Origin of the sequence: Streptomyces sp. NPDC050625 (assembly GCF_040654755.1) — a bacterium.
GTDB lineage: Bacteria > Actinomycetota > Actinomycetes > Streptomycetales > Streptomycetaceae > Streptomyces.
Genome location: NZ_JBFAIQ010000003.1, coordinates 244,901 through 258,813 on the forward strand (window position 1 = coordinate 244,901; position 13,913 = coordinate 258,813).

The following is a 13,913-nucleotide window of genomic DNA, read 5'->3' on the forward strand; positions in this document are numbered from 1 at the left end:
TCTTCCGGCGGCCGGTCCGCGTCTCCCGGCGGCCGGTCCGCGTCTTCCGGCGGCCGGTCCAGGTCTCCCGGCGGACGGTCCGCGTCTTCCGGCGGCCGGTCCAGGTCTCCCGGCGGACGGTCCGCGTCTTCCGGCGGACGGTCCAGGTCTCCCGGCGGACGGTCCGCGTCTTCCGGCGGACGGTCCGGGTCTCCCGGCGGACGGTCAGCGTCTTCCGGCGGACGGTCCGGGTCTCCCGGCGGACGGTCAGCGTTTCTGGCAGGACGGGCACCAGAAGAGGTTGCGGGCGGCGAGGCCCGCGGTGCGGATCTCGCCGCCGCAGATGTGGCAGGGCAGGTTCGCCCGGCGGTAGACGTACACCTCGCCGCCGTGGTCGTCGACGCGCGGCGGGCGGCCCATGGCCTCCGGGGTGTGTTCGGGCCGGACCGTGTCGATGCGGTTGTTGCGGACGCCCTCGCGCATGAGGTCCACGAGGTCGCGCCAGATCGTGTCCCACTCGGCGGGGGTGATGTCCCGGCCCGCGCGGTACGGGTCGATGCCGTGCCGGAAGAGGACCTCGGCGCGGTAGACGTTGCCGACGCCGGCGATGACCTTCTGGTCCATGAGGAGGGCGGCGATCGTCGTACGACTGCGCCGCACCCGGGCGTAGGCGGCCGTCGGGTCGGCGTCGGTGCGCAGGGGGTCGGGTCCGAGGCGGTCGTGTATCGCCCGCTTCTCGGGGTCCGTGATCAGGGCGCAGGTGGTGGGGCCGCGGAGGTCGACGTACGCGGTGTCGTTCGCGAGGCGCAGGCGGACCGTGTCGGTGGGCGGGGGCGCCGGGGCGTCACCGAAGCCGACCTTGCCGAAGAGGCCGAGGTGGATATGGACCCAGTCGGTGTCACGGAAGCCGAGGAAGAGGTGCTTGCCGTGGGCCTCCGTCCGGGTGAGCTCCGCTCCGGTCAGCAGCTCGGCGGCGTCGGAGAACTTGCCCTGGGGGCTGGTGACTCGCGGGGCGGTGCCGTAGAAGCGCTCGGCGTAGTCCTGCGCCAGCCGGTGGATCGTGTGCCCTTCTGGCACGGGTGCCATGTCCTTTCCTGCCGCCCGGGGCTCCGCCCCGGACCCCGTCTCGGTCGCGGGAGAAGTCACCCGCGAACGGGGGGCCGAGCCCCCCGTCCGGCGTCAATCCTGCTGCGGGTGGTGCGCCGGGACCGGCGGCAGGTCGCCCGTCGTCTCGTACTCCGACAGCATGTCGATGCGGCGGATGTGGCGCTCGTCACCTGAGAACGGCGTGTTGAGGAAGGCCTCGACGAACTTCGTCGCCTCCTCCTGCGTGTGCATGCGCGCACCCACGGCCACGACGTTGGCGTTGTTGTGCTGCCGGCCGAGGGAGGCCGTCTCCTCGCTCCAGGCGAGCGCGGCCCGCACGCCCTTGACCTTGTTCGCGGCGATCTGCTCGCCGTTGCCCGAACCGCCGATCACGATGCCGAGGGCGTCGGCGTCCGCGGCCGTCCTCTCCGCGGCGCGCAGGCAGAAGGGCGGGTAGTCGTCCTGGGCGTCGTAGATGTGGGGGCCGCAGTCGACGGGGTCGTGACCCGCCGCCTTGAGCCATTCGACGAGGTGGTTCTTGAGTTCGAAGCCCGCATGGTCCGAGCCGAGATACACGCGCATGGGACGAGTGTGACACGGCGGTTGCGGGGCGGCAGCTCCGGGTGCCGGCCCAGAGAAATGTGAGTCTCGCCATAGAACCTCAAGGAAACCTCAAGTAACAATCCGGATTCGAAGGTTCCAGAATTCGATCGCCTCCGATTCACTGGACCGGCTCGTACACCGCTGTGCGAGTGAGCCCCCACAGGCGCAAAGGAATTCCCCCCATGAACCCTGGTTCCGGACTTCAGGCAGGACTCAAGAACCGCCATCTGTCGATGATCGCCATCGGCGGTGTGATCGGCGCCGGTCTCTTCGTCGGCTCCAGTTCGGGAATTGCCACCGCAGGCCCCGGCATCCTCCTGTCGTACGCCCTCGTCGGCACGCTCGTCGTCCTCGTGATGCGCATGCTCGGCGAGATGTCCGCCGCAAATCCGAGCTCCGGCTCGTTCTCCGCACACGCCGACCGTGCCCTCGGCCGCTGGGCCGGGTTCTCCATCGGCTGGCTCTACTGGTTCTTCTGGGTCGTGGTGCTGGCCGTGGAGGCCACCGCCGGCGCCAAGATCCTCGAAGGGTGGGTCCCCGCCGTCCCGCAGTGGGGCTGGGCCCTGATCGTGATGGTCGTGCTCACCGCGACCAACCTCGTCTCCGTCGGCTCCTACGGTGAGTTCGAGTTCTGGTTCGCCGGGATCAAGGTCGTGGCGATCGGCGCCTTCATCGTGATCGGCGCTCTGGCCGTCTTCGGCGTGCTGCCCGGCGTGCACAGCGACAAGGCCGGCCTCGGCAACCTCACCGACCACGGCGGCTTCCTGCCGAACGGCCCCGGCACGATCCTCACCGGTGTACTGCTCGTCGTCTTCTCCTTCATGGGCAGCGAGATCGCCACCCTGGCCGCCGGTGAGTCGGAGAACCCGCAGCGCGCCGTCACCAAGTCGACGAACAGCATCATCTGGCGTATCGGCGTCTTCTACCTCGGCTCGATCCTCGTGGTCGTCTCCCTGCTGCCGTGGAACGACCCCGCGATCAAGGAGAAGGGCTCGTACGTCGCCGCCCTCGACTCCCTCGGTATCGCGCACGCCGGCGAGATCATGAACTTCATCGTGCTGACCTCGGTGCTGTCCTGCCTCAACTCCGGCCTGTACACGGCCTCCCGCATGGCGTTCTCGCTGGGCCAGCGCGGTGACGCGCCGAAGGCGTTCGCGAAGACCACCTCCCGTGGTGTGCCGATGACGGCGATCATCGCCTCCGTGGTCTTCGGCTTCGTGGCCGTGTTCTTCAACTACAAGTTCCCGGACTCGGTCTTCCTCTTCCTGGTCAACTCCAGTGGCGCGGTGGCCCTGTTCGTGTGGCTGGTCATCTGCTTCTCGCAGCTGCGGATGCGGAAGATCATCCAGCGCGAGGCGCCGGAGAAGCTCGTCGTGAAGATGTGGCTGTACCCGTACCTGACCTGGGCGACGGCCGCGCTGATCGTGTTCGTCCTCGGCTACATGCTGACCGACACCGAGGGTGAGAGCAGCGGACGTACGACCGTGCTGCTGTCGCTGATGGTCGCGGCGGTCGTGATCGTGATCGCCGTGGTGAAGCAGAAGGTCGTCGGGGACCGTTCGACGGTGGCCCTGGAGTCCGACGACAAGACCGACAAGGTGCCTGTCGGCTGACCCGGGCGACCCTGTCGCCGTCGACGAGGGGAGGGAGCCCGCCGGGTTCCCTCCCCTCGGGCGTTCCCTCCCCCGGGCGTTCCCGCCCGCGTTCACAGCACGGTGAAGCTCTCCTTGACCTTGTCGTACGTCTTCAGGGCCTGGGGCTCGTCGTCCGGCCGGTACCAGGTGTTGACCTGGTACGACTTCCCCTCCACGTCGAAGCCGAGCAGCTGGGCGTGCCAGGGGTCGCCCTTGAGCGTGAAGGTGTACTCCCAGACGACCGCCGGGTGACCCTGGAAGGTGGTCTCCTCCAGCCGGATCTTGACGTAGTCCTGGCCCTGGCGGGCGTTCTGCTCCGAGGTGCGCCAGGTGTCCATCAGATTGCCGCGGGCGAGCGACGACTTGCCGACGAGTTCCTGGCGGCCGTCCGGGGAGGTGTAGTGGACCTCGGAACCGGTCTTCACATCCCGCCGCCAGCCCTCGGGCGTCGCCCAGGCGAACCCCCCGGCCTCCCGGTGCGCGCCCGGCGGCAGGCTCTGCGGCCGGGCGGTGCCCTCGACGGTGGGCGACGGGGTGCTGCCCGTACTCGCGGTGCCGCTGCTGTCGCTGCTGTCGCTGCTGACGGACGAGGCCGGCGAGGAGCCGGCGTGCGTGTCGTCCCGCCGTCCGCCGGACGACGTGGCGAGCAGGACCGCGACCACGGCGGCGACGGCGAGCAGGCCGACGGCGGCGAGGATGCCGACGCGGTGCCGGGGCGACGGGGTGGCGGGGTCCGGGGGTTCGCCGCGCGGCATGCCGACGGTGCCGGGGCCGCGCGGGCCCGGCGGCCCGTGGCCGGGGCTGCGCCGGGTCTCCGCCTGGGCGCGGGTGAGGGAGACGCCCTGCCGGGGGTGAGCGCCGGGTGCCGGTCCCGCGGAGTTGCTGGACGGCGTCTCGGAACGGGCTTCGGAGCGCAGTTCGGAGGCGGCTTCGGGGGGTGTGGGCGGTGTTTCCCGGGGTGCGGGTGGGGTTTCCCGGGGTGCGGGTGGGGTTTCAGGGGGTGCGGCAGGTGTTTCGGGCGGTGCGGCGGGGGGCGAGGCGGCGGCCTGCGGCACCGCGTCGCGCACCGGCTCGGGCTCCGCGCGGGGGTCGGGGAGCGGCGGGGACTCCGGCCCGCGTACGTGCTCGGCCTCCTCGGCATGACGCCCGGCACGCCCGGCACGCCCACGAGGCGGCTCCACGAACGCCGGTGTGGGCCACTCCCCGGGCGCCCGGGGGAACACCGGAGTGTCCCCGGCCCGGCTCACCGGTCCTGGCGGCCCTGTCCGTTCTGCCTCACTCGCAGAACCCGTCGGAACCGCCGCACGCGCACCGGCGCCCCCGCCCGACGCGTCGCTGCCGTCCCCGGCCCCCTCCGGCTCCTCTTCCCCTTGAGCCGGCGTCGGGGGTGGATACGCGACCGGCCACAGGGCGTCCTCCACCTCGGGGAGGCCCGCCCTGACCGTCGGCTCCTTCTCCAGGAGTGCCGCCAGGATGTCCCGCAACGGGCCCGCCGCGGCGGGGAGCACGGGCTCCTCGTACAGCACCGCGTGCAGCGTCGCGAGGGTCGTGTCGCGGGAGAACGGGGAGCGGCCGCCCAGCGCCGCGCACAGGGTGGCGCCCAGGGACCAGATGTCGGACGGCGGTCCCTGCGGCTGTCCCGACACCCGCTCGGGGGCCATGTAGTCGGGGGAGCCGACGAGCATGCCGACCATGGTGAGCGCCTTGGCGTCCTGGATGGCCGCGATGCCGAAGTCGGTGAGCACCACACGCCCGCCGCTCCGCTCGACGAGGACGTTCCCGGGCTTGATGTCCCGGTGCAGCACTCCCCCGGCGTGCACCTGCCGCAGCGCCGCCACCAGCCCCAGCCCGATCCGCGCCGCCTCGGGCGGAGCCAGCGGGCCCTCCTGCGCCATGATCTGTTCCAGCGAGCGTCCGGCGACCAACTCCATGACGATCCACAGGAGTTCGCCCTCGTCGACGACGTCGTACACGCGCACGACGTTGGGGTGGTCGATCCGGGCCGTCGCCCTGGCCTCGCGCAGCGTGCGCTCACGGCGGGTGCGTGTGTCCTCCGCGTCCAGCCCGTCTATGCGCATTTCCTTGACGGCCACCTGCCGGTCGAGCATTTCGTCGGCGGCCCGCCACACACGCCCCATTCCCCCCTGGCCGATGCTTTCGACCAGCCGGTACCGCCCCGTCACCAGTAGCCCTGGAACACCAACGCTTCGCGCATTCCCCGGCAATCCACCCACCCCCCTGACCGACCGTACCAACCGAAACACAATGGTCACACTTCAGTCCGTACCAGCATAGTGCGGAGAAATCTTGTGGTACCTCTTCAAGTACTGCGAATTCAGGCGCAGTCCAGGGGGTTGCAAGGGGGACGAACATGAGTTCTCGTCGTTTGACGGTCGTCGTGGGATCGCTGGTCACGGCATCTTTCTCGGCCGTGATGATCCTTCCGTTCACGGCCGCCGCCGATGACCAGGGATCGGGAAGCAGCAAGGGGGGAAAGGCGGTTGACGCGGCACCGGCGGGCGTGAAGCTGAGCACGCTGCTGCCCGAGAAGATCTCGGTCGACAACAGTTCGCAAAAGACGGCGATTACCGCCACCGTCAAGAACGACGGAAGCAAGGACAGCGGTGACATCAGGCTTTTGGTGGTCGGTTTCGACGGCCTGAAGGTGACGGATGTTCAGGGCTGTGACGCCATCGCCGCAAAGGATCTGCCCGCGGGTTCGAACAGCGGTTTCAGTTGTCCGGTCGGCAGTCTCGCGGCGGGCAAGTCCAAGTCGTACGACGTGCAAGCGACTTATGACCTGGGCAAGACGGGCAAGATCTGTCTGCCCGTCCAGACCGCCGACGGGAAGAAGACCTTCTGGCAGCAGGGCCCGGTGCCCTTCGGTACGACGAACCCGTCGCCGAACGCCCCGGCCACCCCGCTGCTGCTCGGCACCGACAACAAGCCGGTGGCACCGGGCGGCGACCAGTTGCCCAAGACCGGCGTGGGCCGTGACGTCCTGCCGCTCGGCGCGGCCGGCGCGGCGCTGATCGCGGCGGGCGCGGCGGGGCTGTGGTGGTCGCAGCGGCTGCCGCGGGCCGCCAGGCAGCGGGGCTGACGCGAACGGCCGCATGGCCCGACGGAGTCCGTCGGGCCATGCGGCCGTGCTACGGGCGCAGGAGGAACTTCGTCCTACGCAATACGGACCACCAACTCACCGCTTGTCGGCGAACTTCCAGGCCGTGGGCAGCAGGCCCATCGCCAGGGCGGCCTTCAGGGCGTCGCCGATGAGGAACGGGGTCAGGCCGTTCGCGATCGCGGTGGAGGCGGGCAGGTCGGCGGCGTAGGCCAGGTAGGGGACGCCGACGGCGTAGATGATGGCCTCGCCGAGCAGCATCGTGCCCGCCATGCGCAGTACGGAGCGGTCGGCGCCGCGGCGGGCCAGGGCTCCCACGACGGTGGAAGCGAGGATCATGCCGAGGATGTAGCCGAAGGAGACGGCGCCCGCACCGGAGGTACCGCTCGCGAACCACGGCACGCCTACGACACCCGCGAGCGCGTACAGCGCGAGGGAGAGGAAGCCGCGTCCGGCGCCGAGGGACGTACCGACGAGCAGGGCGGCGAAGGTCTGGCCGGTCACCGGCACCGGGGAGCCGGGCACCGGGACGGAGATCTGGGCCGCGAGGCCGGTGAGCGCGGCGCCGCCGACCACGAGGGCGACATCGCGCACGCGGGACGCGGGCAGGAGGTCGGCGAGGACTGCGCCGGGTCGGGCAGCGGCGGCGGTGGCGGTGCTCATGGGGACTCCGCGGGTGTGGGCACGTTGGGACACCGCGACGCTATCCCGCCGCGACGGAGTCGATCACCGTCAGCGCTCGACAAAGGGGGGAACGAAGGCTTGGTGGGCTCCTCACAAAAGGTGCCGGACACACCTGGTTCGGCGTGATACCGATCACTGAGGTGGAGACGGCCGGCTCACATCGCGAGCCGTGCACCGGATTGTGGGCTCCCACCAAAGGAATCCTACCGCTCTGGTCGGATTCACCTGTCCTGCCGTACTCTTCCAGCCATGGTTGCCCAGGCCCGGAACTTCACGTCGCGTCGCTATGTCGACCTGCGACGCCAGGGCACGGCCACCTGTCGCCGTCCGGTCTGAGGCGCGGTTGCGGCGCGCCTCGACTTCCGAGACGTGTCGGCCCCGTTCCCGAGGACGGTCAACCATGCCCCGTGCCACGGCACTCCTTCTCCCCTCCCTCTCCTCCCCCGTACCCCGAGCCGCCGACAGCGACCGGCGGCGCACCAGCGCCAGCGTCGTGCTGCGGTCCGTGCTGGAGCACGGACCGGTGGCGCGCAGCACCATCGCCCGGCTGACCGGGCTGTCCCCCGCGTCCGTGACGGACTACTGCGCCCGGTTCGCCGAACTCGGCTTCATCCGTGAGGCCGCGGTGCCCCGGCGCTCGGGCGGGGTGGGCCGCCCGCATGTCCCCGTCGACCTGGACGACTCGCGGTTCGTGGTCGGCGCGGTGCATGTGGCCGTGCCGTACACCACGGTCGCGCTGCTCGATCTGCGTGGACGGGTGCTCGCGCAGCGGGAGTTGACGCACGAGCACACCGATCCCGGGTGGGTGCTGGCCAGGGCCGCGGACGGGCTCGCGGCGCTGCTCGCCGGGGCGCCGGGCAGCCGGCCGCTGGGGGTCGGGGTGGCCGCCGGGGGCTGGGTGGACCGCGACGGCGGGACGATCGTCGAGCACGCGCTGCTGGGCTGGCGTGACGTGCCGGTGCGGGAGGTGCTCGGCGCGCGCACCGGGCTGCCCGTCCATGTCGACGGACACGCGCGGGCGCTGGTCAACGGCGAGCGGCTGTTCGGGCGGGCGAGGGGCAGCGGGAGCGTGCTGCACCTGTTCGTCGGCAACGTGGTCGACGCCGCGTTCGCCACCAACGACGAGGTGCACCACGGGCCCCGCTCCCAGGCGGGCGCGATCGCTCATCTCCCCGTGCCGGGCGGCACCGAGCCGTGCGACTGCGGGCGGACCGGCTGCCTCCAGGCGGAGCTGGGCGAGCGGACGTTGTGCCGGCGGGCCCGGGAGGCCGGGGTCGTCGACTGCGCCGACGCGATGCGGGTGGTCGCCGCGGCGGCGGCCGGTGACGAGACGGCCGTACGGCTGCTGGTGGAGCGGGCGCGGAGGACCGGGCGGGCGGTGGGACTGCTGCTGGACGTGCTGAATCCGGAGACGGTCGTGGTGACCGAGACCGGCGTCATTCACCGTGAGGACTGCCTGACGGCATTGCGGGAAGCGGTGGGCGGCGAACGCGCCGGCACCGTCGTGCCGACCGGTTTTCCGGATTCCGTGCTCGCCGTGGCGGGTGGCTCGGTGGTTCTGGACGTGCTGTACCGGGATCCGCTGAACGCTTCACCTCAGGCTATTTAATTCAGAAACTCGGAATATTGACAGGGATCACCGATGACCGAGAACATCCTGCTCATGAGCTGTCGCACCCTTTGTTGCTGACGCGTCGACGCGCCCGGAGCGCGTATCTCTCACCGACGCGTCGTGAACGCGTCCTCCCCATGTCTTTCCCGCGTTCTCCTCGCGCCCTCCCTGCGTGAATTCCCCTTCTCCGGCCTTCCGCCGCCCGGAATTCCGCATGCCTTCCTGCCCTATGAACTCAAGGGGTTCTCCCATGTCTTCCGTGCCCGCCTCGGGCTTCGACCGCCGTCTCTTTCTCACCTCTTTGCTCGGCGTCACCGCCGCTGCCGCCGGCCTGAGCGGTTGCGCGGGCAGCAGTGCCGCGGCCGACTCCGAGGGCGCCTCCTCCGCCCCGCTCGCCGACCGGGTCCCGGCGGGCACCAGCCTGAAGATCGCCTCGTATCTGGGCACCCAGCAGCTGCAGTTCAAGCTGGCGAGGCTGCCCGCGCTGCCGTTCACGGTGTCGAGCTGGGTGAACATCGGGGCCGGTCCGGATGTCATCAACGCCTTCCGCGCCAAGTCCCTGGACCTCGCCAACAACGCGGGCATCCCGCCGATCCAGGCGCATTTCCAGGGCTACGACGCGAAGGTCGTCGCGATCGGCATCACCCGCAAGCCCAACTACCTCTTCGCCACCAGCCCCGGCAGCGACATCCGCACGGTGGCGGACTTCAGGGGCAAGAAGCTGGCCTTCTCCCAGGGGCAGGCCCAGGGGGTGGTGCTGCTGCGGGCGCTGAAGCAGGCGGGACTGAAGGACGACGACGTGCGGCTGGTCCCGCTGACCAGCAACCAGTTCCTCACCGCCCTGCAGTCCGGACAGGTCGACATCGCCCCGCTCGCCAACAGCCAGGCCCCGGCGTATCTGAAGCAGTACGGGCCGAAGGGCGCCCGGACCATCGCCACCGACGTGGTCGACCTGCTCAATCTGCTGTGGGCGCCGCAGTCGGTGCTGAACGACTCCGCGAAGGCGGCCGCGATCGCCGCGTACATCCCGCAGTGGGCCAAGGGCCAGGTGTGGCAGTACGAGAACCCGGACGTGTGGAACGAGGAGTTCTACGTCAAGACGCAGAACCTGACCCCCGACCAGGCGAAGTCGATCAGCGCGCTCGCCAACAAGCCTCTCTTCCCACCGAGTTGGGACGAGGCGATCAAGTGGGAGCAGGAGACCGCGGATCTGCTCGCACAGGGCGGCTTCGTGAAGAAGTTCGATGTCTCCCCGCTCTTCGACCACCGTTTCGAGGGCATCGCGGCCAAGGCCGTACCGGCGGAGTACCGGAGGTGACCGCCATGACCACCACCGTGAGCACCCCGGCCGCCGTCACCGCCGACGAGGACGAGGCCCACCGGGTCCGCAGGCGTCGTCGGCTCTCCCCCGGCAGGCGTCTGCCGGCGGCCCGACTCGCCGGTCCCGTCCTGGTCGTCGTCCTGTGGGCCGTCGCCTCCGCCGCCGGACAGCTCGACCCCGGGGCGATCCCGGCGCCCTGGACGGTCGTGCGGACCGCCGGTCGGCTGTGGGCCGACGGCACACTGCCCACCGATGTCCTCACCTCGCTGGAGCGCGCCGCGTACGGCTTCCTGATCGGCCTCACCGCCGGGGTCGCCCTCGCGCTGGCCTCGGGGCTCAGCCGGGTCGGGGAGGCGCTGATCGACGGGACCGTGCAGCTCAACCGGGCGATCCCGACCCTGGGTCTGATCCCGCTGTTCATCCTGTGGCTGGGCATCGGCGAGACCTTCAAGATCGCCATCATCGCGATCGTCGTCTACATCCCCATCTATCTGAACACGCATGCCGCGCTCTCCGGCATCGACAGCCGGTACGTGGAACTGGCGGAGGTGCAGGGGCTGTCGAAGTTCCGGTTCGTCCGGCAGATCGTCGTCCCCGGCGCGCTGCCCGGGTTCTTCGTGGGACTCCGGCTCGGTGTGACCGGCTCCTGGCTGGGTCTGGTGGTCCTGGAGCAGATCAACGCCACCAGCGGCCTGGGCTATCTGATGTTCCAGGCCCAGAACTACGGCCAGAGCGATGTCATCCTCGTCGGCCTGCTGATCTACGGCGTCTTCGGCCTGGTCTCCGACAGCGTGGTCCGGCTGATCGAACGGAGGGTGCTGGCATGGCGCCGCACACTGAGCAGCTGACCCGGCCGGCGGTACGACTGCGCGGTCTGACCCGCTCGTTCGAGGGGCGTACGGTCCTCGACGGCATCGATCTCGACCTGCCCGCCGGGCAGTTCACGGCCCTGCTCGGGCACAGCGGCTCGGGCAAGTCCACCCTGTTGCGGGCCGTCGCCGGCCTCGATCACGGGGTGGCCGGCGACGGGCGGCTCAGCGCGCCGGAGCGGGTGTCGGTGGTCTTCCAGGACTCCCGGCTGCTGCCCTGGCGCCGGGTCCTGGACAACGTCCTGCTCGGCCTGGACGGCAAGGACGCCGAGGAGCGCGGCCGGGCCGCCCTGGCGGAGGTCGGCCTGAAGGGCCGCGAACGGGCCTGGCCGGGCGAGCTGTCCGGCGGCGAGGCACAGCGCGCCGCACTGGCCCGCTCACTGGTTCGGGAGCCCGAACTCCTGCTCGCCGACGAGCCGTTCGGCGCCCTGGACGCGCTCACCCGCATCAAGATGCACAACCTGCTGCGCGCGCTGTGGGTGCGTCACCGCCCCTCGGTGCTGCTCGTCACCCACGACGTGGACGAGGCGATCGTGCTCGCCGACCGGGTCCTCGTCCTCGACCGGGGCCGAATCGGCCTCGACCTGACCATCGACCGACCCCACCCCCGCTCCTACCGCGAACCGGTACTGGGCGAATACCGCGAGCGGCTCCTGGCCGCGCTCGGTGTCACGGAGGACCACGCATGACCCGCAAGCTCCACCTCAACGCGTTCCTGATGAACACCGGGCACCACGAAGCCTCCTGGCGGCTCCCGGAGAGCGACCCGCACGCCCATGTCGACCTCGCCCACTACGTCGGCCTGGCCCGGACCGCGGAACGCGGCACCTTCGACTCGCTGTTCCTGGCCGACGGACCGCACCTGTGGGGCAGGGTGGCCCATCGCCCGGCCGGCGCCCTGGAACCGCTCACCCTGCTCACCGCCCTGGCGACGGCCACCGAGCACATAGGTCTGATCGCCACCGCCTCCACCTCCTACAACTCCCCCTACAACCTGGCCCGTAGGTTCGCCTCGCTGGACATCGTCAGCGGTGGCCGGGCGGGCTGGAACATCGTCACCACCGCCGGTGCCGAGGCCGCCCGCAACTTCGGCCTGGACGCCGAGCCCGCGCACGCCGAGCGGTACGCCCGTGCCGCCGAGTTCCTGGACGTGGCCCTGAAGCTGTGGGACAGCTGGGAGGACGACGCGATCGTCGCCGACAAGGCGTCCGGTGTCTGGGGCGACGACACGAAGATCCATCCGCCCCGGCACCGGGGGACGTACTTCAGCGTCGAGGGCGCCCTCAACGTGCCGCGCAGCCCGCAGGGTTACCCGCTTCTCGTGCAGGCGGGGTCGAGCGAGGACGGCAGGGCGTTCGCGGCCCGGTACGCGGAGGCGGTGTTCACCGCCCAGCAGACCATCGAGGACGCGCGGGCCTTCTACGCCGACCTCAAGTCCCGTGCGGCGGCGGCAGGCCGGAACCCCGAGCACATCAAGGTGCTGCCCGGCATCGTCCCCGTGGTCGGCTCGACGGAGGCCGAGGCACGGGCGGGCGAACGGCTCCTGGAGGAGCACATCGTGCACGGGCACGGCGTGGCCAATCTGGAGCGGCTGCTGCAACTGAGCCCCGGAACGCTGGAGCTGGACGCCCAACTGCCCGCCGATCTGCCGTCCGAGGACGCCGTCGAGGGCGCCAAGAGCCGCTACACGCTCGTGGTCGAGCTGGCCCGGCGCGAGCGGCTCACGGTCCGCCGGCTGATCGGGCGGCTGGGCGGCGGGCGCGGGCATCTGACCTTCGCCGGGACGCCCGAGCAGGTCGCCGACGCCATCGAGACCTGGTTCACCCAGGGCGCCGCCGACGGCTTCAACATCATGCCCGCGGTCCTGCCCTCCGGTCTGGAGACCTTCGTCGACCACGTCGTCCCGATCCTGCGCACCCGCGGGCTGCTGCGCCACGAGTACGGCCCCCGCCGCACCCTCCGGGAGAGATACGGCCTCCCCCGCCCCGCCAACCAGCACACCTCCACCTCCACCTCCGCTTCCACCGCCCTCCTCGTCTGAAAGGACCCCCAGACATGTCCATCGAGATCCGCAAGATCACCGCGAAGATCGGCGCCCAGGTCTCGGGCGTCGACCTCTCCGCGCCGCTCGGCCAGGAGACCGTCACCGCCCTGCGTGAAGCGCTCAACGTCCACAAGGCCCTGGTCTTCGACGACGTGCACCTCGACGACGAGGGCCAGCAGGCCTTCGCCCGCCACTTCGGCGACCTGACCACCGCACACCCGACGGTGGGGGCCGTGGACGGCGCCCCGAACGTGCTGCCGGTGGACAGCGAGCGGGGCCGCGCCAACCACTGGCACACCGACGTCACCTTCGTGCTCAACCCGCCGCAGGCCAGCACCCTGCGCAGCATCACCGTCCCGCCGTACGGCGGCGAGACCCTGATCGCCAGCTCGGCCGCCGCCTACCGAGACCTGCCCGAGCCGCTGCGCCGGCTGGCCGACACCCTGTGGGCCGAGCACACCAACGACTACGACTACGCGGTGCCGCACGAGGAGGTCGACGAGGAGAAGGCCGCCCAGCGCGCCCAGTTCACGTCGATCACGTACCGCACCGCCCACCCGGTGGTCCGCGTCCACCCGCTGACCGGCGAGCGCGGGCTGTTCATCGGCGGGTTCGCACAGCGCATCGTCGGCCTGTCGACGGGCGAGTCCCGCAAGATCCTCGACCTGCTCCAGCCGTACGTCACCCGCCCGGAGAACGTCCTGCGCTGGCGCTGGTCGGAGCACCAGCTGGTGCTGTTCGACAACCGCATCACCCAGCACTACGCCATCGACAACTACGACGGACGGCCGCGCCGACTGCACCGGGTGACCGTCGCCGGTGACGTCCCGGTCGGCATCGAGGGCAAGGAGAGCTACTCGATCGAGGGCGACGCCTCGCACTACACGAGCGTCGCCGCGTAACCGGTCCACGCCGTAAGCGGAACGCCACGTACCGTAGTGTGCGCGTCCGGATACTGGGCGG

The 13,913-nt window shown here is 70.8% G+C and carries 13 protein-coding genes; 8 read left to right on the top strand and 5 right to left on the bottom strand.

Annotation, left to right across the window (positions count from 1 at the left end):
- The 3 genes from AB0I54_RS08625 to AB0I54_RS08635 all read right to left on the bottom strand — a co-directional run.
- A partial coding sequence (locus AB0I54_RS08625) for a hypothetical protein (RefSeq protein WP_363295177.1) occupies nucleotides 1-271 on the bottom strand: 271 nt, incomplete at its 3' end.
- Nucleotides 247-1,056, bottom strand: a complete 810-nt coding sequence (locus tag AB0I54_RS08630) for a DNA-formamidopyrimidine glycosylase family protein (protein WP_363295506.1) — start codon at nucleotides 1,054-1,056, stop codon at nucleotides 247-249. The genes AB0I54_RS08630 and AB0I54_RS08625, both read right to left, overlap by 25 nt.
- Before the next feature lie 102 nt (nucleotides 1,057-1,158).
- The gene (locus AB0I54_RS08635) at nucleotides 1,159-1,647 is read right to left on the bottom strand and encodes a ribose-5-phosphate isomerase (protein ID WP_363295178.1); all 489 of its coding nucleotides are present in this window, start codon (nucleotides 1,645-1,647) and stop codon (nucleotides 1,159-1,161) included.
- A gap of 203 nt (nucleotides 1,648-1,850) precedes the next feature.
- Here AB0I54_RS08635 and AB0I54_RS08640 point away from each other — a divergent pair, with 203 nt between their 5' ends.
- Complete coding sequence (locus AB0I54_RS08640; protein WP_363295179.1) at nucleotides 1,851-3,281, top strand: amino acid permease; 1,431 nt, start codon at nucleotides 1,851-1,853, stop codon at nucleotides 3,279-3,281.
- A 92-nt stretch (nucleotides 3,282-3,373) separates the two neighbouring features.
- On the opposite strand, the gene AB0I54_RS08645 is transcribed toward AB0I54_RS08640, so the two are convergent.
- Nucleotides 3,374-5,488: a protein kinase gene (locus AB0I54_RS08645; protein ID WP_363295507.1), complete on the bottom strand. Its 2,115-nt coding sequence runs from the start codon at nucleotides 5,486-5,488 to the stop codon at nucleotides 3,374-3,376.
- Nucleotides 5,489-5,673: 185 nt separating this feature from the next.
- Between AB0I54_RS08645 and AB0I54_RS08650 the strand changes: the two genes are divergently transcribed.
- Complete coding sequence (locus AB0I54_RS08650; RefSeq protein ID WP_363295180.1) at nucleotides 5,674-6,402, top strand: LPXTG cell wall anchor domain-containing protein; 729 nt, start codon at nucleotides 5,674-5,676, stop codon at nucleotides 6,400-6,402.
- A 96-nt stretch (nucleotides 6,403-6,498) separates the two neighbouring features.
- On the opposite strand, the gene AB0I54_RS08655 is transcribed toward AB0I54_RS08650, so the two are convergent.
- Nucleotides 6,499-7,083 carry a biotin transporter BioY gene (locus AB0I54_RS08655; RefSeq protein ID WP_363295181.1) on the bottom strand — a complete coding sequence of 195 codons (585 nt, stop codon included), beginning with the start codon at nucleotides 7,081-7,083 and terminating at the stop codon, nucleotides 6,499-6,501.
- A gap of 421 nt (nucleotides 7,084-7,504) precedes the next feature.
- Here AB0I54_RS08655 and AB0I54_RS08660 point away from each other — a divergent pair, with 421 nt between their 5' ends.
- The 6 genes from AB0I54_RS08660 (at nucleotide 7,505) to AB0I54_RS08685 (ending at nucleotide 13,852) form a co-directional block, all read left to right on the top strand.
- Nucleotides 7,505-8,713 carry an ROK family protein gene (locus AB0I54_RS08660; protein ID WP_363295182.1) on the top strand — a complete coding sequence of 403 codons (1,209 nt, stop codon included), beginning with the start codon at nucleotides 7,505-7,507 and terminating at the stop codon, nucleotides 8,711-8,713.
- A gap of 253 nt (nucleotides 8,714-8,966) precedes the next feature.
- The gene (locus tag AB0I54_RS08665) at nucleotides 8,967-10,034 is read left to right on the top strand and encodes an ABC transporter substrate-binding protein (RefSeq protein ID WP_363295183.1); all 1,068 of its coding nucleotides are present in this window, start codon (nucleotides 8,967-8,969) and stop codon (nucleotides 10,032-10,034) included.
- 5 nt (nucleotides 10,035-10,039) lie between these two features.
- Nucleotides 10,040-10,885 carry an ABC transporter permease gene (locus AB0I54_RS08670; protein WP_363295184.1) on the top strand — a complete coding sequence of 282 codons (846 nt, stop codon included), beginning with the start codon at nucleotides 10,040-10,042 and terminating at the stop codon, nucleotides 10,883-10,885.
- Nucleotides 10,861-11,595, top strand: coding sequence for an ABC transporter ATP-binding protein (locus tag AB0I54_RS08675; RefSeq protein ID WP_363295185.1), 735 nt, complete (start codon nucleotides 10,861-10,863; stop codon nucleotides 11,593-11,595). Before AB0I54_RS08670 ends, AB0I54_RS08675 begins: the two co-directional genes overlap by 25 nt.
- Complete coding sequence (locus AB0I54_RS08680) at nucleotides 11,592-12,947, top strand: LLM class flavin-dependent oxidoreductase (RefSeq protein ID WP_363295186.1); 1,356 nt, start codon at nucleotides 11,592-11,594, stop codon at nucleotides 12,945-12,947. Before AB0I54_RS08675 ends, AB0I54_RS08680 begins: the two co-directional genes overlap by 4 nt.
- 14 nt (nucleotides 12,948-12,961) lie before the next feature.
- Nucleotides 12,962-13,852, top strand: coding sequence for a TauD/TfdA family dioxygenase (locus AB0I54_RS08685; protein ID WP_363295187.1), 891 nt, complete (start codon nucleotides 12,962-12,964; stop codon nucleotides 13,850-13,852).
- Nucleotides 13,853-13,913: the final 61 nt, after the last annotated feature.